This is a genomic window from Curvibacter sp. Hmag1.1 (assembly GCF_059769165.1).
In genome coordinates this window covers 1,473,370-1,493,902 of record NZ_JBMBGX010000002.1, presented here as the reverse complement: position 1 = coordinate 1,493,902, position 20,533 = coordinate 1,473,370, and the positions used below count along the sequence as shown (strand labels likewise).

The window sequence follows — 20,533 nt, the reverse complement described above, 5'->3', positions numbered from 1 at the left end:
AGAAGCGTCAGTAGAATGGCCCTCTTTTTCTCTCGGGAGCCCCTCTGTGTCCGACGCCCTTGCTGTACTCCCGCAATACCTTCTCCCCAAAAAAGCACTGACCGCCTTTGCGGGGGTGATTGCCGGTGCACGGGGGGGCAAAGCCACCACGGCACTGATCCGCTGGTTCATCGGGAAATACAAGGTAAACATGGCCGAAGCGGCCAACCCCGATCCCGCGGCCTACCCCACATTCAACGAATTCTTCACACGGGCCCTGAAACCGGGTGCCCGTCCGCTGGCCAACGTGCCTTTTGTGTGTCCTGTGGATGGCGCCATCAGCCAGTTCGGCGCGATCGACAAAGACCAAATTTTTCAAGCCAAAGGTCACCGCTACAGCAGCACCGCATTGGTCGGAGGCGATGACCAATTGGCGGCGCAGTTCGACAACGGTACTTTCGCCACCATTTATCTTAGCCCACGTGACTACCACCGCATTCACATGCCGTGTGATGGTGAGTTACGCCGCATGATCTATGTGCCGGGTGACTTGTTTTCGGTCAACCCCACGACTGCGCGTGGCGTGCCGGGCTTGTTTGCCCGCAACGAGCGGGTGGTGTGCGTGTTTGATTCACCTCATGGCGAATTTGTGCTGACCCTGGTCGGCGCCACCGTGGTGGGCAGCATGGCTACCACCTGGCACGGGGTGGTGAATCCTCCGCGCTTGCCGCAGGTGACCGAGTGGCGCTATGACGCTGGCAAGGTAGTGTTGAAACAGGGCGAAGAGATGGGCCGGTTCTTGCTTGGATCCACCGTGGTCTTGCTGTTCCGCAAGGACGCACTGCATTTCAATCCGGATTGGGCGCCGGCCAAACCTGTACAGCTGGGTGAAAGTATGGGTATTTAGGCGAGCAAAAGGGGCTGAAATTCAGTATCCTGAGTTTTTTGAAACCCCAAAGAGGGAAAGTATGAATAACGTTGCCATCGTGAACGAATCACCCGTTTCCGTCGTTGGAGAGAGTGGCGTCCCCGAGCCCGCGCCGTATCAGCGCACTCGCATCACCGCGCTGGAAAACATGACTGTGCGCTCCAGCTTGTGGCTCGCATTCGCCAGTGTGTTGTTGGGGGCGGTGGTCATTGGCGTGTTTTCCCTGTTCCAGATGGGCCGCTTGAATGCGTCGACCAAGGCCATTTATGAACAGGAATACGCAGCCGGCCAAGCTGCCGAAGAGGCGCGCGGCCTGATCTTGCGTGCCAGCCGCGCCCAGACCCAGTTGCTAACAGCCACCACAGCGGCTGAACGCAACACCTTGGGTGCCGCCATTGAAACCAGCCTGGGTGATATTGCAAAGCGCCTGGACATCATCAAGGGCTTGTCGACCTCTGAGGAAACGATTGCAACCAGCCAGGAATTGATTGAGGCCATGGGCAAGTGGGCTAAACGTCAAAGCGCCTATATCGCTCTCGTGAAGGAGCAACCGCTGGACTTGATGCAGATGAGCACCGACGTTCCTACCGAAGACGCCCGTTTGCTCAATGACACCCGCAAACTGGAAAAACTGGTCGATACCTTGGTGGAGCAGCGCGCACAGTCTGCCAAGGCCACCATTGAAAATGCCGGCCAGATCTACAAGTCCTCCCAGATGTGGGTGGTCGGCATCATGGTACTGCTGCTGATTCTGTCGCTGGTCATCAGCGCGTGGGTTACGGGGCGCCTCTCCCGCCAACTGGGCGGTGAACCGGCTTACGCCAAGTCCATTGCCAGCCGGATCGCGGATGGCGATCTGACGATGCAAATCCAGCTCGCACCCAAAGACAACGACAGCTTGCTCTATTCGCTGCGTGACATGCAGATGAAGTTGTCTGACACCATGCGTGATATTGCAGACAGCTCCAAGCAAGTGGCGAATGCCTCACGCGAGATCTCCATGGGGAATCTGGACTTGTCACAGCGCACGGAGCAACAAAGTGCATCGCTCGAAAAAACAAGCACCAATGTGGAGCAAATGGCTGCGCTTACCCGGCGCTATGCAGAAAGCGCTGCGGAGGCTGCACAACTTTCCGGCAATGCCAGCCGCTCAGCCCGTTTGGGCGGCGAAGTAGTCGCTGACGTCGTCAGCACCATGGAGAAGATCAGCAAGAGCACCCAGGCCATACACGGCAACATCAGTGTGATCGAGGGCATTGCGTTTCAGACCAATATCCTGGCGCTCAATGCAGCGGTCGAGGCCGCACACGCCGGGGAGCAGGGGCGTGGTTTCGCGGTGGTGGCGCAAGAGGTGCGCTCGCTCGCGGAACGCAGTGCCAAGGCGGCCCGTGAGATCAATGCACTGATCGAAGAGTCCACGCGCCAAGTGAAAGAAGGTGCGGAGCTGGCGAGCAAAGCCGGCCAGACCATCAGTGAAATGGCGGACACCGTTCAACAAACCAGCGCTGTGATGGAAGAAATTTCCGGTGCCTCGGCCCAGCAGAGCCACGGCATTGAAGAGATCAACCGGGCGGTCGCGCAGCTGGACGACAGCACCCAGCAGAACGCTGCACTGGTCGAAGAAGCTGCAGCCGCAGCGCAATCGCTGGATGAACAGGCGCAGTCTCTGGATCAGCTGGTCGGGCGCTTCCACTTGCGCAGTTAAGCCCACTGTTGGTATCAACAAAAACGGCGGCCTTGGGCCGCCGTTTTTGCATTCGGGGATTGCTTACCGGAAGATCACGGTCTTGTGGCCATTCAAGAGCACGCGGTGTTCGCTATGCCATTTGACGGCGCGAGCCAGCACCTGGCTTTCGGTGTCGCGGCCCAGTGTGGTCAGGTCTTCCACGGTACGGCTATGGTCCACGCGGGCAACGTCCTGCTCAATGATGGGACCCTCATCCAAGTCTGCCGTCACGTAATGGGCGGTTGCACCAATCAGCTTCACACCGCGGTCATGGGCCTGGTAGTAGGGCTTGGCGCCTTTGAAGCTGGGCAGAAAGCTGTGGTGGATGTTGATGGCGCGGCCGTTAAGTTGCCGGCACATGTTGTCGCTCAGGATTTGCATGTAGCGGGCCAAAACCACCAGTTCTGCACCTTCTGCTTCAATGATCTCGAGTTGCTTGGCTTCGGCCTGTTCTTTGGTGGCTGCAGTCACCGGAATGTGGTGGAAGGGCACGTTGTAGCTGGCGGCGAGTTGGTAAAACTCGCGGTGGTTGGACACGATGGCCCGGATGTCCAAGGGCAGCAGGCCGCTCTTCCAGCGGAACAGCAAGTCATTCAGGCAATGGCCTTCCTTGCTGACCATGATGACCGTGCGCATGGGCTGCGCCACAGTCTGCAGGTTCCACTGGAGCTTGAGAGGTTCGGCAAAAGTGCCCAGTTGGGACTTCAGCTCTGCGTGACTCAGCTGACTGCAGCTGAATTGCACCCGCATGAAAAACAGACCGGTATCGTGGTCGTTGTACTGGGCTGCTTCTTCAATGTTGCCACCGCGTTCCAGCAAAAAACCCGAAACAGCGTGGACAAGCCCCAAGCGGTCGGGGCAGGAAAACGTAAGGATGTAGGTCTGGCTCATCCCCCGATTGTCGCAGTTCCGCGCAACGGGGGCAGGCCGTGAGCCGCTTGCCCGTTCAGTGCACTTGGACAGGCGTCTGCGCGAGCTCGGCGTACTGTTCCAGCGTGTCTTCCACCTCTTCCTGGGTCGGAGTATTCACCTGCCAGGCCATGATGTGTTGCTGAAAGAGTTCGGCCCATGAGCCGTCCAGGTACACCTCTTTGTTGGAGCGTTTGTCCACGATTTCAAAACCATGGCGGGCCAGGCTGGGTATGCCCAGAGGATAGCGCTCGGTTTTTTCCGGTGCCTGATCCTCGGCTTCGCCGTTGGCGAGCATGTGCGTGACGGAGAAAGAATCGGATTCGTAGAGCGTATGCATAGGTGATTTCAGAGAGATGATCCGTAAATAGATGCCATCTGCACCGATTCAAGAGTAGCAGCAAAAATGCGTGTCTGTGCAAATCTCAACGGTTATGGCTATTTGCCCACACTAAATCCAGGTAATCACCGTTGGATTCCGTAATGCGGATGCGAACCGGCAAAAACTGCAAATTCGGTGCGTACCAGAGCTCCAGTCTTTGTTTGCGTTCTGCACTGGGTTCATGCGTGAACTTGATGGCAGATACAGGCCCGTTGGCAAGCTTGACCATTTCCGGAGCGCCCGCTTTGAACGCCCATTGCTCGGCATAGCGGTCCCCGATGGCCTGCAGGCTGATGCTTTTCCCTGCAGCACCCTGTGCGCTGTTGCCCGCCAGCAGGCTGGCCAATTGCATAAACACACTCAGCTGGTCCTGGGCACCGGCCTGTAAGGGCGCATCGGGGGTTCCCTCGCTGAAGGAAATCCGTCCGGCGCTGCGCTGAAAGCGTGCATTGATTTCAGATTGCCCCAGGCGCTTGCTGGTGAATTTGTCCGGCTCCAGGCCGCGGTCCGTCAAGGTGCCCTGGCTGGTCCACGCCTGAAGGGTGAGGCCGAATTTGCGGATCAGCAATTGCGATTGGTAGGCCTTGCCGTCGTGTGACCAGACTAACTCGGCCGTGCCGGTGTAAGCGGATGAGATCACGCCCTCTACGTCGTAGGCCATGCGGACGGGGGCCGGCGCCTTGTAGGTAATGGCGACATCCGTGGCTGCCGTTTGTGCGGCCAGCGGCGAGCAGGTAAAGGCGAAAGCCATTGCCCATGCTGCAAGTGGTTTCATCAGACCAAGGTAGCTTCTCTGTGTCATGCTTATTTGGGGATTTGGCTGTCTGTCCACACCATGTCCAGCACATTGCCATTGGGTTCGGACAGCCGGATGTGGGCAGGCAAGTAGGCCAGTTGAGGCGCGAGCCAGATCTCGGCTTTGGTGCTGTATTCGCCGGTCGCTTCACGGGTCAGTTTGATGGCCTGCATGTTGCCGCCCGGCACGGAGACACGTTCTTCGGGGGACACCACAAACATCCAGGTTTCTGCCTGTCGGGGGCCTATGGTCTGGAACGAAAGGGTGTCACCTGCGGTCAGCCGGCTGGGTTCGCCCGCCCAGAGGCTGGCCAGTTGTATGAATACGCTCAAGTAGTCCTGTGCCCCGGGAAGCAAAGGGGCCGGCGCCGAATTGGCGCTGAAAATCACCCGACCTTCATCGCGCACAAAGTGGGATGCCACCTCTGCCCTGCGAAAGCCTTTTTCACCAAAGCGCACCGGTGCCAGGCCGGCGGCTGTCAGTGCGCCTTTGCTGGTCCATTGGCGCAAGTTGATCAAAAACTTGGTCACCACCAGACTGGCTTGGTAGTTCTCGCCGTCATGCTTCCAGGTGATGGCCGCGCCCACCACATTTTGTTGACCATCGCTCATGCCGAACACGTCGTAATTCAATACCACGGGCGGGGGGAAGGCAAACCGGGGCAATCGGTCGCTGCTGGCTACCGGTTCCGCGACCGGAGGCGCCGGTTCTGCCGGTGGTGCAAGCGTCGCGCTTTCTGTGGCAGGGTGATTAACGGGCGCAGGGTCTGCCGCCGTGCCGGATGATTGCGATTCAGGCACCAATGCCGGCTGTACCGATCCGCCCTCTGCTGTCCCGTTGGGTTGCGTGGGAACGGATTTCACCGCAGGGGCGGTGGGCTCCGGTGCCGACGGAACGGGCGGCGGTTGTGGTGCCGGACTATCCTGCGGGGCCGCAATCATGCGGGTACTTAGGGGGGCTACCGTTTCACCGGCACTATTGGACTCACCTGGCCATAACCCGAGCCGAAAACCGCCGAGCAGCCACCAATGCAAGGCGAGCACAGCCGCCAGCACCGCCACAAAGCTTCGCAAGGACAGAAGGGTCAAAGATGGGCGCAAAGGAGTCCCGGATAAAGCCGCAGCCATGTTCCATAGAACGAAAAAGGTCAGTGTACGGTAGACACTTGCAACTGTCTGGCGCCCAAACCCAGCGAAAATGCCGGCATGAAACTCGCAACCTATCAGGACGGTTCCCGTGATGGCCAGCTGGTCGTCGTCTCCCGGGATCTGAGCCAGGCGCATTACGCCACCCACGTCGCCAACCGCTTGCAGCAGGTGCCGGACGACTGGAACTACCTTTCCCCCGCGCTGCAAGACATCTACCACCAGCTCAACCAAGGTAGGGCGCGACATGCATTTCCGTTTGACCCTGCGCAATGCATGGCACCTTTGCCGCGCGCCTACCAGTGGCTGGACGGCTCGGCCTACCTCAACCATGTGGAGCTGGTGCGTCAGGCACGGGGTGCGGAAATGCCCGAGAGTGCCCAGACTGATCCCTTGATGTACCAGGGTGGCAGCGACGACCTCGCCGGGCCTCATACAGAGATCGTCTGCGCCAGCGAGTCATGGGGCGTGGACTTCGAGGCTGAGTTGGCAGTGATCACGGGCGACGTACCCATGGGCTGCGCGTCGGACCGCGCGCTGGACGCTGTGCGCCTGCTGGCCTTGGTCAACGACGTGACCCTGCGTAATCTGGTGCCGGATGAACTGGCCAAGGGTTTCGGCTTTGTCCAGAGCAAACCTGCCACCGCGTTTGCGCCGGTGGTCGTCACCCCGGACGAGCTGGGTGATGCCTGGGCGCGTGGCCGGGTGCACCTGCCGGTGCAATGCGTCTGGAACGGTCGCAAGGTCGGCATGTGCGAGGCCGGAGGCGACATGCACTTCCACTTCGGTCAATTGATTGCCCATGCGGCCAAAACCCGTCGTTTGCGGGCAGGCACCATTGTCGGTTCCGGCACCGTCAGCAACAAAGGCGTGGCCCGCAAGAACCGCACGGAATGGCCCCATGGCTACAGCTGCATTGCGGAAAAGCGCGCGATGGAAACCCTGCAGGATGGCCAGCCCAGCACTGAGTACATGAAGTTCGGTGACACCATCCGCATCGAAGTCAAAGGCCGGGACGGAGGCAGCGTGTTCGGCGCTATCAATCAGGAAGTGGTGCCTCTGGACGTGCGGTCCCGCGGTACCGCGGCCCCATCCGTTACCGAGGCCGATCCGGCCCAGGACGTGACCCCTTAATTTGCCCTTGGCGCCCGTATCGATTGCGCGAGCAGCTCTACTTTTGATAGCAAATCATGTCTGATACCTCTTTTGAACTGCAAAGCGAGCACGCCTGCTTTGGTGGTGTGCAACGGTTTTACAAACACATGTCCGAAGAAATCGGCCTGCCCATGCGGTTCGGGGTATTCCTGCCGCCGCAAGCGTCCGTAGGCCCGGTGCCTGCGCTGGTGTACCTGGCCGGCCTGACCTGTACCGAAGAAACCTTTGCCTTCAAGGCGGGTGCCCAGCGCTTGGCTGCCGAGCTGGGGATGGCGCTCATCACCCCGGATACCAGTCCGCGTGGTGCGGGGCTGGTGGGCGAGGCGGACCATTGGGACTTCGGGGTGGGCGCCGGCTTTTTCCTTGACGCCACGCAAGCGCCTTGGAGCGGGCACTGGTGCATGGAAAGCTACTTGATCAAAGAGTTGCTCCCCCACATTGCGAGCGACCTGCCAGTGGATGCTGCGCGGCTGGGGCTGTTCGGCCACTCCATGGGCGGGCACGGCGCCTTGACGCTGGCCCAGCGGCACCCCGGTGTGTTTCAGACCCTGTCTGCCTTTGCCCCCATTTGTGCGCCTACCCAGTGCCCTTGGGGCAAAAAAGCGTTCACCGGCTATTTCGGTCAGGACGAGAGCCTGTGGGCGGCCCATGACGCAGTGGCCTTGATGGAGGCGCAAACCAGTGCGCCATTCCCCGGCGGCATTCTGGTGGACCAGGGGCTGGCGGACAAGTTTTTGGAGGAGCAGTTGCACCCGCACCTGCTGGAAGCGGCTTGCGCCAAGGCCGCGCAGCCGCTCACGTTACGGCGCCATGCGGGCTACGACCATGGCCACTACTTCATCAGTACCTTCATGGACGACCACCTGCGCCATCACGCGCGGGGTCTCGGGCTGATTAGTTAAGCGGCAGCGTCAGGTGGCAGCCGCCACCTGATGCACAAACGTCTTGATGCCGCGCAGCATCATCTCAATGGCCACAGACACCAGCACCAAGCCCATCAACCGCTCGGCAGCGACCACCAGACGGTCGCCGATGATGCGCTGAATCCGCTCTGCCGACACCAGCACGACGGCGCTGACCAGCATGGTGACGCACAGCGCGCCTATCCACTCCATGCGGCGGTCCGGTTGCTGAGATACCAGCAGCAGCACGGTCGCCAGCGCAGAGGGGCCCGCCACGGCTGGAATGGCCAGGGGAACAATCAGCGGTTCTGTCTTGATCTCTGTCTCTGCAGTTGCGGCCGGAGGGAACACCATGCGCAGGGCAATCAAAAACAGGATCACGCCGCCGCCGATCTGCAAGGACAGTTCGCTCAGGTTCATGACCCGCAAAAAGCTCTCGCCCACAAACATGAAGGTGAGGAGCAGCGTGAATGCGATCAGGATTTCCCGCAGGATCACCTTGGGCCGGCGCTCAGGCGCTACATGCTTGAGCGCGTTGGCAAAAATCGGGATGTTGCCGACCGGGTCGGTAATCAGGATCAGCAGGATGGTCGCAGAGGCGAAGGTGTAATTCATCATGGCGCGTAACGCCGGTGTTACCGGCGTGTTCGGGAGAGAGCGGCAGAGAATACCAGCCCGGTGACCTTGCGGGCATGGGCGTCAGGCGTCTTCCAGGGCGCTTTGGCAGTCAATGCAGCGCTCAGCGTCCGGGGTGGCGCGCAGCCGGGCTTCGGGGATGGTGGTGCCGCAGGCTACGCAATGGCCGTAGGTGCCGGTCTCCACGCGCTGCAGCGCGGCATCGATGCGACGCAGTTCGGCCGTTTCGTGCTCGTCCAGTGCCAGCTCCAAGTCGCGCTCGGTATTGGTCTGGGCGGGCGTATCTTCGTGCCCGCTGAAATGCGCTGCCGAGGCCAAAGCCCGGCTGGGTTCGCCACCGCGCAGTTGGTTCAGGCGGGCGCGCAAGGCATCGCGTTGCTGGAGCAGTTGCTTCTGGTAACTGTGAAGGTCGGGGTGTGTCATGGTGTTTCCTGTGGTTTGCACCTCTCATGCTCTACCTTCGGGATACAAAAGCTTTGATGCGGGTCAAGTTCCGGGCGATGACCGGGAACGCGTTCGCTGCCTCGTACATAATCGCCACCCATGGCCTCCCTCCAATCTCTGCGCGAAGCACGCTCCATCGTCCGTTGGATGCTGGTGTGGTTTGCTTTGTCCATCGGGGTAGCGGTGGCTGCCCCTGTGGTCAACCCGCAGGCATTGACGCTGATTTGCACGACCGCAGGCAACGTCAAATTCGTCGCCGAATCGGTCGGCGACAACGCAGACAGCGCACCCTCGGGCATGCAGACCCACGCTCTGGACTGCGTGATGTGCCTGCCGGCCGGTGCTCCGCCGGCGACATCGGCGGTACTGCATGCCGGCCCGGCAGCGCGTAGCCCGCAACCGGCCGCGCTGCCCGAGCGTGTCCCGGCCCGCTTCGCCAAAGCAGCTTCTGCCCGCGGCCCGCCTGCACAGCTCTGAGTGCCGCTGACAGCGCTTGGCGCTGACTGCCCGGTCACGTCAGTCTTTTCTTCCTTTCCAGATTTTGTATTTCTGCTTGGGTGCGCCCGTACGTGGCGGCCGGGCGATTGTTTCGAGGTTGTTATGAATCGTTTTGCTATGCAATTGGTAGCTGCTTGCGCACTTTCCATGGGCGCTAGCGCCGCTTTTTCTCATGTAACGCTGCAAGACCAGGCTGCCGCTGCCGGCGCTGGCTATCGGGGTGTACTGCGGGTGGGCCATGGTTGTGCCGGAGCGCCCACCACATCCATCACCGTCACCATGCCTGCGGGTTTTAACGGCGCGCAGCCCTTGGTGAAAGCTGGTTGGACTGTGAGCACCAAGGTCGGCAAGCTGGACCAACCCTATGAAACGCACGGGACCAAGTACACCGAAGGCGTGCAGGAAATCACCTGAACTGCCAAGGGCGCTGAGAACGCATTGCCTGACGCGTTTGCCGATGAATTCGTGTTCCGCGGCACCACGCCCAAAAAGCCCGGTACCCTGTGGTTCAAGGTCGTGCAAGGTTGCGACAAAGGCACTAACGCCTGGGTCGAGATCCCTGCTGCCGGCCAAGATGCCCACAGCCTGAAGTCCCCCGCAGCCCGTTTGGATGTGCTGGACGTCCAGGCCGCCGGCGCTCACGCCCACTGATTTTTACGAGGAGTTTTTATGACTTTTTCCCGTTGGACTTTGTCCGCCGCCTTGGCTGCCGGACTCTCTGTGATGGCTTCAGGCGCTTGGGCCCAAGCCGTGGATGTGCAAAACGCCTGGGCCCGCGCCACCGTGCAGGGCCAAAAGGCGACTGGTGCCTTCATGACACTCACTGCGCCTGCTGCATCCAAACTGGTGAGCGTGAGCTCGCCTGTGGCGGGGGTTGCCGAGGTGCACGAGATGAAGATGGAAGGCGATGTCATGAAAATGCGCGCCCTCGCTGCGGGTCTGGACTTGCCGGCGGGCAAGCCGGTGGAGCTCAAGCCAGGCGGGTACCACGTCATGCTGATGGACCTGAAGCTGCCCCTGCAGAAAGACACCACCATTCCGCTCACCCTGGTGTTCAAAGACGCGAAGGGCGTGGAGACCAAGAGAGAGCTCAAGGTACGGGTGTCTCAAGTGGCACCTGCTGGTGCGGCTGCAGGCGGAATGCATGGTGATCACGGTGCGAAGGGACATGGCGCTGCGCCTGCTCCCAAAGGCTCGGACTCCGAGCAGATCTCCGCAGTTATGAAGAAGCAATTTGATCGGCCGGACGCGCCCTTGAGTGTTGCGCCAGTGACTGTGCTGGGCAACTATGCAGTGGCTGGATGGATTCAGGGGGGCAAGGGCGGCCGTGCTTTGATGCAAAAGGACGCAAATGGCTGGTTCATCTCGGTCTGCGCAGGTGATGGATTGAAAGATGCCAAGGTTCTGCAAACCACCGGCATGCCCGCTGACCATGCTGCGAAGCTGGCCACTGCTGTGAAAGCGGCTGAAGCGAAGCTGAGCAAAGATCAATTGGCCTTGTTTGCCAGTTTTGAAGGCATGTTGAAGGTGGGGCCAGCAGGGGCATGGCGCTGCTGCGGGCCACGGTGAACACAAACACTGAGCATTTCGTAGTCACTTCCTCATGATTTGAGGATGCGCGCCCAAAGCCATATCCGCCACAACACCATCCACCGCCCTTGGGCGATGTGGCTGGTGCTGTGCGTGCTGGTACTGGGGGCGCTGGCACCTACGGTGTCACGAGCGTTGGCCTGGAATGCATCGGGGCCCATGCAGGAAATCTGTACCGCTGACGGCGGTGCAGTCTGGGTGAGTGCCTCACCCGACGCTATGAAGGATGGAGCTGCTAACGGGCAAGCTCCGCTCCCTTCTCTCGACCATTGCCCGTTTTGCCTGCAAGCTACGGACCGCAGCGCGGCCCCGCCGCCCCATCAGCCTTACCTCTTCTTGGAGATTGGCGGAAACCAGGCGCGCCCGGTCCGGCAGGCGTTTTTCTTCTTCACTGACATTCAGCGGGCGCCTCCGGCGCGTGGCCCGCCTGCACAGGCGTGAGCATGTGCTGCCTTTGACGGCAGCGTTCACCCGAGGGGCTGCTCGCGCCAACCGCGAACAGACCTGTGTTCCTGCTTTTTGGATGTCCTTCCTATGTCGTCTTCTACTTCGGCGCCTGCGCGCGTACCGTCATCGTCCCGTTTCTATGCCGCCGCATGGCGTTGGCATTTCTATTCGGGCCTGTTCGTGGTTCCGTTCCTCACCATCTTGGCTGTCACCGGCTTGGTAATGGTGTACTTCACCGGCTTTCAGAGCCGCCTCGGTAATCTGGTGTACGTACAGCCCCAAGCCACGGCGCAAGCGGTAACGGCTCAGGCCCAAGCCGTGTTCGCCCAGTTTCCGGACGCCAAGCTGCAGGAATACATCGCGCCCAAGTCAACAGATTTGGCGGCTTGGTTCATCGTGGCACGTGGCGGCACGACCGAGGCTGTTGCTGTGGACCCTTACGCCGCCAAGGTAATCAAGTCCACAGACAAAGAAAGCACAGGTTTCGCCTGGGCCCGGAAAATCCATGCCAGCTTGCTGCTGGGGGATGCCGGCAAGCGCGTGATGGAAGTCGCCGCCGGCTTGGGCATCGTGATGATCGTGACCGGCCTGTACCTGTTCTGGCCGCGTAACGGTGGCGGCTGGGCGCAGGCGCTGGTGCCTGAATGGCGGGCCACCGGGCGCCGGTGGTGGAAGTCTTTGCACACAAGTATCGGCTTCTGGATCAGCGTGGTGCTGTTCTCCTTTTTGCTGACCGGTATGTCCTGGACCGAAGTGTGGGGTGGCAAGTTTGTGCAGCCTTGGGGTACTTTCCCTGCGGCCAAGTGGGATGCGGTGCCCACCTCCGACCTCACACATGCCAGCCTGAACACCGCAGGCATTCGCGATGTGCCCTGGGGATTGGAGCAAACCCCGCTGCCCGCATCCGGCTCTGACGCAGGCGTTCTGGGCGTAGCCGCCGGGGAGCCGGTAAACCTCGACGGCGTGGCGGCTTTGGCAAACCGCTTGGGCTTTGTCGGGCAGTTCCACATCAATGTGCCGCAAGACGAGAAGGGCGTGTACACCGTCTCTGCCGACACCATGAGCGGCGATTTGACCAATCCCTTCAACGACCGCACCGTGCATGTGGACCGCTATACCGGACGGGTGCTGGCCGATGTGGCGTTTGCGGACTATTCGGTGCTTGCCAAAGGCATGGCCATCGGCATTGCACTGCACCAAGGCGATATCGGCGTGTGGAGCGCATGGGCCAACATCCTGGCCTGCCTGGCGATTGTCTTACTATGCGTGAGCGGCATCGTGATGTGGTGGATTCGCCGTCCCACGGGCAGCGGTCGCTTGGCGGCACCCGCAGTCCCTGCGCAGGCGCCTTTGTGGAAAACCGGCGCGCTGGTAATGGTGATCACCGGGCTGGCGTTCCCACTGGCCGGTGGCGTGTTGCTGGCGGTGGTGGTACTGGACTGGCTGCTGATATCCCGGGTGCCGGCACTCAAGAACGTCTTGTCTTGAAGGTGGTGCCCCGTGAATACTCAATCAAACATGTCAGGCGATGAACGGGCTGCGCTGAATCTTGGCGTCGGTTTTGCCATGTCGGTGAGTCAGATACAAAGCATCTGGCGCTTGGAGAGCGGTGCCATGCGGGTGGGGAATCTGCGTGAGGACGGCGAGGTAGAGCTCGTCAGTATCGCGCTCCCGGGTGACCTTGTGGGCGTGGAATACTGGGCCGGTGAGCAGGTCGCACTGCACGCCAGTGCCGTATTGCCTACACGCTTGGTGGCGGTGGACATGAGCAGCATGCCTATGGAGGCAGTTCTGCGTGAAGCACTGCTCACGGCGCGTCGGCGCTGCTTGGAAATTGTGTCGGTGCGCTCTGGTCCGGTGGCCGAGCGGGTTCGTTCCCTGTTGCTTTTGTTGGCAGACGCCATGGGCGCTCTGCCTGGCAAGGCGCTGCCCAGCATCAAGGAAACCGCAGAGTTGGTGGGCTCCACGCCGGAGACTGTGTCACGCGTCCTTAGCCACCTGAAGCAGCTCCAACTGCTGGTTGACCGGCGTCGTGGCAAAGGCGCATTGGATATCGATTTGCTGAGAGATGCCCGATTCGCAGAGGGCATGACTTCCAGTGGCGTTCGCCTGCAACCGAATGCCTTTCAAACTATGTAAAAGAGAAATGAATATGTTGATGAAAAATGTCTGGAAGCTGGTGATGCGACTCTCGGTCGTGTGGCTGGCTTGGTGTGCGATGGGGATTGCGTCTGCCGCAACCATTGAAGTGACAGATGCGCTGGGGCGTAAGGTCAAAGTGCACTCGCCGGTTCAACGTGTGGCGCTGAACTTTAACTTTGAAGAGTTCACCGCAGTCGCCGGCAAAGAGGGCTGGACGAAGGTGGTTGGGATATCGCGTGCACCTTGGGAAGGTTGGCGTCCGGTCATCTTCAAGCGCTACGCTGAGGTCATCCCCAATCTGCAAACTATGCCGGACATCGGTCATTCCGACGATGGTACCTTCAGTGCTGAAAAAATCATCGCCCTGAAGCCGGATGTTTTGTTCATTGCCGAGTGGACCTACAAGGCACTGGAAACAGCGCGTGGCCAGATTGAGGCTGCTGGTATTCCGATTGTGGTAATTGACTACAACGCCCAACTGCTGGACCGGCATCTCGCATCTACTCGTGCCATTGGCAAGGTCATGGGCACGGATGTCCGTGCCGAAGAGTTGGCCAAGCTGTATGAGCGCGAGTACACCAATATCCTGGCGCGTATTCCCAAAAACGCACCCCGAAAGAAGATCTACGTGGAACTGGGCCAGGCGGGCGCTGAAACCGTGGGTAATAGCTACAGCGGCACGATGTGGGGCAAGATCATCACCACCCTGGGTGCTGAGAATCTGGCCGATGGCAAATTGCCCGGTCCTTGGGGGCCGTTGAATCAGGAAGCGGTGATTGCGGCAGACCCCGATCTGATTTTCTTTGCCGGTTCTTCTTGGGTAAACAGGCCTAAAGCAGTACGCACCGGCTATGAGGCCACCACTGACATCACACGCAAAAGCCTCGAAGCCTACGCCCAGCGTTCTGGCTACAGCAGCTTGAAAGCGGTGAAGAGTGGTGAGGTCCACGCCATCGAGCACGGCCTGTGTCGCACCCTGTTTGATTTTGTGGCTATGCAGTACATGGCCAAACGCCTATACCCCGAGGCATTCAAGGATGTGGACCCTGACGCATCGTTTCGCAGCTATCACGAGAAATATTTGCCTGTGAAGTACGCCGGCGTATGGATGCTACCTCTCAAGCCCTGATGTTTTCGGGTAACGATGCGGTTGGCACGGCCTACCGGACTGCAGCCAGTCGTCGTTGGTGGGCGCTTGTTTGTGCAATGCTGTTGATGGTGGTCGGTGTTCTCTTGGACACTGCCACCGGCCCGGCCATGCTGCCGGTGAGCCTGGTGGCTCAGGCAGTTTTGGGCGCGCCGGTTGACGGCTCGGTGCAGGCCATTGTGTGGTCCATACGCTTACCGGTGGCTTTGACAGCTTTGGTCGTCGGGGCCTCTCTTGGTTTGTCAGGCGCGATCATGCAAACCATTCTGAACAATCCTTTAGCCTCCAGCTACACGCTGGGTATTTCTGCCGGAGCAGGTTTTGGTGCAGCATTGGTGATTGTGTTGGGTGCATCGCTACCTGTGCCTGAAGCGTACGCCATTCCACTGAACGCCATGCTCTTTGCCGGGCTCGCTTGTAGTGGGGTGTACCTGATCGGCGGGGCTCGTCGGGCGAGTGCCGAAGGTTTGGTGTTGGCCGGCATTGCTTTGCTGTTTTTGTTTCAGGCCATGACCTCGCTCTTGCAAATGGTGGCCTCGCCCGAGTCTTTGCAGCAGATTGTGTTCTGGCTGTTTGGCAGTTTGCAGAAGGCGGGTTGGACCAAGCTATGGATCATGCTCGCCGTGCTGTTAGCCTGTATTCCTTGGCTCATTGCTGACGTTTGGCGGCTGACCGCGCTCAAGTTGGGCGATGCACGGGCGAGTGCCTTGGGGGTGAATGTGCGGGCGCTGCGCTTGCGATCATTTGTGTTGATTTCTGCACTGACTGGCGTAGCGGTCGCATTCGTGGGCACTATAGGATTTGTTGGCCTGGTCGCACCGCATGTGGCACGCATGTTGGCTGGCGAGGACCAGCGCGGCTTTCTGCCTCTTTCGGCACTCTGTGGGGCGGTGTTGTTGTCATTGGCATCGGTGGCTAGCAAGACCATTTCCCCCGGCGCCATTTTCCCCATCGGCATCGTGACGTCACTGATTGGTGTTCCTTTCTTTATTGGGTTGGTGCTGCGCACCAGGCGGGTGTACTGGTGAGCTTGACTCTTGAGAATGTGGGCGTGCAATACGGGCGCATACAGGTCGTGAAAAACATCACACTGCAGGCGCAACGCGGCCGTGTACTGGCGCTTGTGGGGCCCAACGGAAGCGGGAAGACCAGTCTCATCAAGGCGGTCGCAGGTCTGATTCCTTACTCTGGCCGGATTGCATTTGCCGGTGAACCGGGTCGTCCAAGAGCACTGGGATACATGCCGCAAGACCAGCAAGGCCCGCTGGCGTTGTCCGTGGTGGAGGTTGTTCTGCTGGGGCGTTTAGAACGTTTGCATATGCGCGTCAGGGAGGAGGACCTGAATGCTGTCCGTGGTGTATTGCAGCGCTTGGGCATTGAACACTTGGCGGGTCGCGATGTCGGCGAGCTGAGTGGCGGTCAGCGGCAGTTGGTGTACCTGGCGCAGGCGTTGGTTTCAGAGCCGGAAGTATTGCTTTTGGATGAGCCCATCAGCGCTTTGGACATCAACCACCAATTAGAAGTTTTGGATTTGGTTGCCGCCATGACCCGGGAGCTGCATCTTTGTACGGTCATGGTGCTACACGACTTACAGGCTACCTCGCGCTACGCAGACGATGTCGCCCTGATGTGTGATGGAGCAATACTTGCAAACGGCTCCCCGGATGATGTGCTGACTCCAGAATCCATGCGCCGCGTATTTGATGTTGAGATGGAAATACTTACTACATCTGCCGGACGCCGGGTGTTGTTCCCTCTTGCGTTGGCCTGAAACCAGTGTTTTTCTGCTCCTCAGCCGCCGCAGCTTGGAGTAAGCTGTGCACAAGGCCCTTTGTGCAAGCCTCTAGGAGCATTCATGAGCGATTCAGACACCTCCGGTTTCGGCAAATTCGTTCCCGGGTTTGACTTTCTGCAGAACCTGGCCAAGGGCGCCAGCACCAGCATCCCCCAGATGCCTAACTTGGGCAACTGGGTCGCGCCCACCTTGAATGTGGAAGAGCTGGACAAGCGGATTGAAGAGCTCAAAAACGTGCACTTCTGGCTGGAGCAAAACTCCCGCGCGCTGGGTGCCACCATCCAGGCGTTGGAGGTCCAGAAAATGACGCTGGCCACCCTGAAGGGCATGAATTTCAACATCGGTGACATGGCCAACGCGCTCAAGCTCAAAGCCGCTGATTCGGTCTACAGCGGCGTGCAAAAAGCCACCGAAAAAGCCGCGGCGACTGCCAAGACCATCAGTGATGTTGCCACCGGCAAGTCAGACGACAAGGCTGCCAAAACCACGGCGCCCCCCTCGCTGGTGGATCCGTTGCAGCTCTGGGGTTCACTGACGCAGCAGTTCCAGAACATTGCTGCCAGCGCCTTGAAGGAAGCTACCAGCAAGACCGCCGCCGACATCACCAAAAACATGGCCACCGGTCTGGCCAAAGACGCCATCAAGACGGCCAAGGCTGCGACCAAAAAGGCAGTGGCCAAGCGGGCGGCGCCCCGCAAAGCGCCTGCCAAGAAATCAACCGGCCGTTAGCGCCCAACCCCTTTCCGGACGGCATTGCCGCCACCGCTCATGCGAATGTTTCCTTATGCCCATGCTACGCATCCGCAGTGGCAGATGGCTGCTGCTTTGGTGCTCGCGCAGCTGCGGGCTCAAATGGCCTTGGCTGACTATGCGGCCAACCCGACCTTGGCATTGCTGTATGTCACGGACCATTACGCCGCGCACGCCAAAGACATCCTGGAGCACCTGAGTGGCGAGCTGCCCTTGGTTACCGATTGGTCCGGCACCGTGGGGGTGGGAATTGCGAGCAACAACGTGGAGTATTTCGACGAGCCCGCCATGGCCGTGATGCTGATGGATGTGCCGTCTGACCAGTACCGGGTGTTTTCGGGGGTAGCGCCTTTGGGCCTGGGCTTTGAGGCCCATACAGCATTGGTGCATGCCGATGGCAGCACGATTGAGTTGGCAGAGCTGGTCCGCGAGATGGCCGGACGCACCAGTGCAGGCTACCTGTTCGGGGGGCTCACCAGCAGCCGCGGTGACAGCGTGCAATTCGCCGTAGCGGCTGATGGCAACCTGAGCGGGCATGGGTCCGCTAGCGGCGTGTTTTCAGGTGGCTTGAGCGGGGTTGCTTTCTCGGAAGAGGTGGCTTTGGTGTCGCGTGTCACACAAGGCTGCAGCCCGGTATCGAAGGCGCGCACGGTGACCGATGCTGACCACAACGTGGTGGTAACACTGGACGGAGAGCCTGCGCTGGACGTCATGCTGGGCGACCTCAAGATTTCGCTCGACCAGCCCCAAGAGGCTCTGGAGGTGGTTCGGGCCACCTTGGTGGCCTTGGCGGAGCCCGCGCAGGACACAACAGCCCCGGGCATGGTGCGCAACACCGGGAATCTGGGCAGCGAGGTGACGGTGCGCCACATCATCGGGCTGGACCCGGGGCGCCGCGGTATTGCCGTGGCCGAGGTAGTGGAGCCCGGTGCCCAGTTGGCCTTTTGCAAGCGCAACCGGGAGGCTGCCAGAGCCGATCTGGTGCGCATTTGTGCCGAAATCCGCGAAGAACTGGAGCCCCAGGAGCTGAGCCTTGAATTGGCGGTCGCCCTGCAGCCCGATGAGGCTCAGGCTGCCCCGCACCCCGCTCGGCGCATTGCCGGCGCGGTGTATGTGAGCTGCTCGGGCCGTGGTGGCCCTCACTTTGGCAGCGCAAGTGCCGAAATGCAGATAGTGCGCCGTGCTTTGGGCGATGTGCCGCTGGTCGGGTTTTTTGCCGCCGGGGAGATTGCGGCAGACCACGTCTATGGGTATACGGGTGTTTTAACTGTTTTTACTGAATAACATAAAAAATCATTATTCGGTTTATATTAGGCCTTTGGGGCTGGCCCGACTTGGAGACACACATGGGTAACTTGAAAATCAGCACTCGCCTGTACGCAGGCTTCACCTTACTGATTGCCGTCATGGTGGCGATCGTGTCAGTCGCGTTCATAGAAATGAACTCTTTGAGAGCGGCAGCCAACGAAATTGCAACCAACGCGCTGCCCAGCGTGCAGGAAACGAACAAGCTCAATACCCAGATCTCGGATTTCCGTATCTATGAAATGCAACATGCACTCTCTATCGAAGAAAGTGCGAAACAGGATTTGGAAAAGCGGTTGGACGCTACCCAGGAAGCGATCAAGGAAACCAAAGCGCGTTATGAGCCCTTGATCAGCAGTCCTGAGGAGCGCGCGGGATATGAGGAGTTCAACAAATACCGCAAGCTCTACCTCGACCTGCACAAGGACATCAAGGACTATTCACGTCGCAACGACGCAGCAGGCGCTGCGATGCTTCTGGAAGCCGAATCCAAGACCATGTTCGAGCGTTCCGGCGCGTCTCTGGACAAGCTGATTGAAATGAATCGCAAGGGGGCGGACAACTCAGCCGCGGCGGCGGAGCGCACTTATCAATTTGCCCGCAATGTGTTGCTGGGCTCACTGGTGGTGGCTGTGCTGTTCGCTGTGTTTGCTGCGACCTACATCACCCGCTCCATCACCAGACCTTTGGATGAAGCATTGACGGTCGCTACGAGTGTGGCAGCAGGTGATTTGACAGGCCGCATTGAAAGCCAGAGCAACGATGAGGTGGGCAAGCTCTTGCAGGCCATGCGGGGCATGCAGGAGGGCTTGGTCCGGGTCGTGTCTCAAGTGCGAAACGGGTCCGACAGTGTGTCCAACGCCAGCGCGGAAATTGCCCAGGGCAACAATGACCTGAGTGCCCGCACCGAACAGCAGGCCAGCGCCTTGGAAGAAACCGCGGCCAGCATGGAAGAGCTGAACTCCGCCGTGAAGCAAAACGCGGACAACGCCCGCCAAGCCAACCAATTGGCCATGAATGCCTCAACGGTCGCGGTGCAGGGCGGCGAGGTGGTGGGCGAAGTGGTGAACACCATGAAGGGTATCAATGACGCCAGCCGCAAGATCAGCGACATCATTAGCGTGATCGATGGCATCGCCTTCCAGACCAATATTCTGGCCCTGAATGCAGCAGTGGAAGCCGCACGTGCCGGGGAGCAGGGGCGTGGCTTTGCGGTAGTTGCTAGTGAAGTGCGTTCGTTGGCCGGCCGCAGTGCTGAGGCCGCGAAAGAAATCAAGAGCCTCATCAACGCCAGCGTGGAGCGCGTGGAGCAGGGCACCGCTCTTGTCGACAAGGCGGGTGAAACCATGACCGAGGTGGTCAGCAGCATCCGCCGCGTGACGGACATCATGGGCGAGATCAGTGCGGCCAGCAACGAGCAAAGTGCCGGTGTGGCGCAGGTGGGTGAGGCGGTCGCCTCCATGGACCAGACCACCCAGCAAAACGCTGCTCTGGTGGAAGAAATGGCCGCCGCAGCCAGCAGCCTGAAGAGCCAGGCCCAAGACCTGGTGCAAGTGGTGTCGGTCTTCAAACTCACGGCCGGTCAGGAGCCCAGCAAGGCGGCTGCACCCGTGCTGACAGCGTCGGTGCCCAAAGCCATCAGCAAGCCTGCGGCCGCCCCGGCTGCAAAGCCTGCCGCTTCATTGCCTCCCGCCAGCAAAGCGCCGGCTCCGTCCCCTGCCTCCAAGGTGGCCTCGCTTCCCAAGCCGGCACCGCGGGTAACGCCAGCAGGCGGGGACGATGACTGGGAAACCTTTTGACGCCAGACCCGGTTCAGTTCTTGTGGGTTTGGTCGAAATTACGTAAATTGATACCGTT

21 protein-coding genes and 2 pseudogenes are annotated in these 20,533 nt (G+C 60.0%); 17 read left to right on the top strand and 6 right to left on the bottom strand.

Translation table 11 applies throughout. From position 1 onward, the window contains the following. Positions 1-46: 46 nt before the first annotated feature. Both asd and ACOAP0_RS07595 read left to right on the top strand, forming a co-directional pair. A complete protein-coding gene (asd, locus tag ACOAP0_RS07600) occupies positions 47-886 on the top strand; it encodes an archaetidylserine decarboxylase (RefSeq protein WP_498374943.1) in 840 nt (279 codons plus the stop codon). Between the two features lie 61 nt (positions 887-947). Continuing rightward, positions 948-2,612: a methyl-accepting chemotaxis protein gene (locus tag ACOAP0_RS07595; RefSeq protein WP_313867855.1), complete on the top strand. Its 1,665-nt coding sequence runs from the start codon at positions 948-950 to the stop codon at positions 2,610-2,612. A 63-nt stretch (positions 2,613-2,675) separates the two neighbouring features. On the opposite strand, the gene purU is transcribed toward ACOAP0_RS07595, so the two are convergent. From purU to ACOAP0_RS07575, 4 genes are all read right to left on the bottom strand, one after another. After that, the gene (purU, locus tag ACOAP0_RS07590) at positions 2,676-3,524 is read right to left on the bottom strand and encodes a formyltetrahydrofolate deformylase (RefSeq protein WP_481874593.1); all 849 of its coding nucleotides are present in this window, start codon (positions 3,522-3,524) and stop codon (positions 2,676-2,678) included. A gap of 55 nt (positions 3,525-3,579) precedes the next feature. Continuing rightward, positions 3,580-3,882: a BTH_I0359 family protein gene (locus ACOAP0_RS07585; RefSeq protein ID WP_498374945.1), complete on the bottom strand. Its 303-nt coding sequence runs from the start codon at positions 3,880-3,882 to the stop codon at positions 3,580-3,582. A gap of 85 nt (positions 3,883-3,967) precedes the next feature. Then, positions 3,968-4,699 carry a DUF3108 domain-containing protein gene (locus ACOAP0_RS07580; protein ID WP_498391358.1) on the bottom strand — a complete coding sequence of 244 codons (732 nt, stop codon included), beginning with the start codon at positions 4,697-4,699 and terminating at the stop codon, positions 3,968-3,970. 29 nt (positions 4,700-4,728) lie between these two features. After that, the gene (locus tag ACOAP0_RS07575; protein ID WP_498391356.1) at positions 4,729-5,820 is read right to left on the bottom strand and encodes a DUF3108 domain-containing protein; all 1,092 of its coding nucleotides are present in this window, start codon (positions 5,818-5,820) and stop codon (positions 4,729-4,731) included. A 105-nt stretch (positions 5,821-5,925) separates the two neighbouring features. Here ACOAP0_RS07575 and ACOAP0_RS07570 point away from each other — a divergent pair, with 105 nt between their 5' ends. Together ACOAP0_RS07570 and fghA are read left to right on the top strand one after the other, a co-directional pair. Further along, a complete protein-coding gene (locus ACOAP0_RS07570; RefSeq protein WP_498374948.1) occupies positions 5,926-6,999 on the top strand; it encodes a fumarylacetoacetate hydrolase family protein in 1,074 nt (357 codons plus the stop codon). A 56-nt stretch (positions 7,000-7,055) separates the two neighbouring features. Continuing rightward, positions 7,056-7,922: an S-formylglutathione hydrolase gene (gene fghA / locus ACOAP0_RS07565; protein WP_498374949.1), complete on the top strand. Its 867-nt coding sequence runs from the start codon at positions 7,056-7,058 to the stop codon at positions 7,920-7,922. 9 nt (positions 7,923-7,931) lie between these two features. Here fghA and ACOAP0_RS07560 read toward each other — a convergent pair whose 3' ends face one another. Further along, positions 7,932-8,537: a MarC family protein gene (locus tag ACOAP0_RS07560; protein ID WP_498374950.1), complete on the bottom strand. Its 606-nt coding sequence runs from the start codon at positions 8,535-8,537 to the stop codon at positions 7,932-7,934. A gap of 84 nt (positions 8,538-8,621) precedes the next feature. Beyond that, complete coding sequence (locus tag ACOAP0_RS07555; RefSeq protein ID WP_498374951.1) at positions 8,622-8,981, bottom strand: TraR/DksA family transcriptional regulator; 360 nt, start codon at positions 8,979-8,981, stop codon at positions 8,622-8,624. Between the two features lie 120 nt (positions 8,982-9,101). On the opposite strand from ACOAP0_RS07555, the gene ACOAP0_RS07550 reads away from it, so the two are divergent. From ACOAP0_RS07550 to ACOAP0_RS07490, 13 genes and pseudogenes are all read left to right on the top strand, one after another. Further along, the gene (locus ACOAP0_RS07550; protein ID WP_498374952.1) at positions 9,102-9,479 is read left to right on the top strand and encodes a DUF2946 family protein; all 378 of its coding nucleotides are present in this window, start codon (positions 9,102-9,104) and stop codon (positions 9,477-9,479) included. Between the two features lie 123 nt (positions 9,480-9,602). Next, positions 9,603-10,151 (top strand): annotated as a pseudogene (locus ACOAP0_RS07545) (YcnI family copper-binding membrane protein). An 18-nt stretch (positions 10,152-10,169) separates the two neighbouring features. After that, positions 10,170-10,664 (top strand): annotated as a pseudogene (locus tag ACOAP0_RS07540) (copper chaperone PCu(A)C); the annotation flags it as partial. Beyond that, the gene (locus ACOAP0_RS07535) at positions 10,641-11,069 is read left to right on the top strand and encodes a copper uptake system-associated protein (protein ID WP_498391514.1); all 429 of its coding nucleotides are present in this window, start codon (positions 10,641-10,643) and stop codon (positions 11,067-11,069) included. The pseudogene ACOAP0_RS07540 and the gene ACOAP0_RS07535, both read left to right, overlap by 24 nt. A 45-nt stretch (positions 11,070-11,114) precedes the next feature. Then, positions 11,115-11,531, top strand: coding sequence for a DUF2946 domain-containing protein (locus tag ACOAP0_RS07530; RefSeq protein WP_498374954.1), 417 nt, complete (start codon positions 11,115-11,117; stop codon positions 11,529-11,531). Between the two features lie 93 nt (positions 11,532-11,624). Further along, positions 11,625-13,025: a PepSY-associated TM helix domain-containing protein gene (locus ACOAP0_RS07525; RefSeq protein WP_498374955.1), complete on the top strand. Its 1,401-nt coding sequence runs from the start codon at positions 11,625-11,627 to the stop codon at positions 13,023-13,025. Positions 13,026-13,037: 12 nt separating this feature from the next. Next, positions 13,038-13,676 (top strand): Crp/Fnr family transcriptional regulator, encoded by a 639-nt coding sequence (locus ACOAP0_RS07520; protein WP_498374956.1) that lies wholly within the window; start codon positions 13,038-13,040, stop codon positions 13,674-13,676. 13 nt (positions 13,677-13,689) lie between these two features. Then, positions 13,690-14,808 carry an ABC transporter substrate-binding protein gene (locus tag ACOAP0_RS07515; protein ID WP_498374957.1) on the top strand — a complete coding sequence of 373 codons (1,119 nt, stop codon included), beginning with the start codon at positions 13,690-13,692 and terminating at the stop codon, positions 14,806-14,808. After that, positions 14,784-15,854, top strand: a complete 1,071-nt coding sequence (locus tag ACOAP0_RS07510) for a FecCD family ABC transporter permease (protein WP_498374958.1) — start codon at positions 14,784-14,786, stop codon at positions 15,852-15,854. Before ACOAP0_RS07515 ends, ACOAP0_RS07510 begins: the two co-directional genes overlap by 25 nt. Next, positions 15,851-16,597 (top strand): ABC transporter ATP-binding protein, encoded by a 747-nt coding sequence (locus ACOAP0_RS07505; RefSeq protein WP_498391355.1) that lies wholly within the window; start codon positions 15,851-15,853, stop codon positions 16,595-16,597. The genes ACOAP0_RS07510 and ACOAP0_RS07505 overlap by 4 nt, the downstream gene beginning before the upstream one ends. Positions 16,598-16,681: 84 nt before the next feature. After that, complete coding sequence (locus tag ACOAP0_RS07500) at positions 16,682-17,350, top strand: PhaM family polyhydroxyalkanoate granule multifunctional regulatory protein (RefSeq protein WP_498374960.1); 669 nt, start codon at positions 16,682-16,684, stop codon at positions 17,348-17,350. 39 nt (positions 17,351-17,389) lie between these two features. Then, entirely contained in the window at positions 17,390-18,655 is a 1,266-nt protein-coding gene (locus tag ACOAP0_RS07495) for an FIST signal transduction protein (protein WP_498374961.1), read from the top strand. A gap of 62 nt (positions 18,656-18,717) precedes the next feature. Continuing rightward, a complete protein-coding gene (locus tag ACOAP0_RS07490) occupies positions 18,718-20,475 on the top strand; it encodes a methyl-accepting chemotaxis protein (protein WP_498374962.1) in 1,758 nt (585 codons plus the stop codon). Positions 20,476-20,533: the final 58 nt, after the last annotated feature.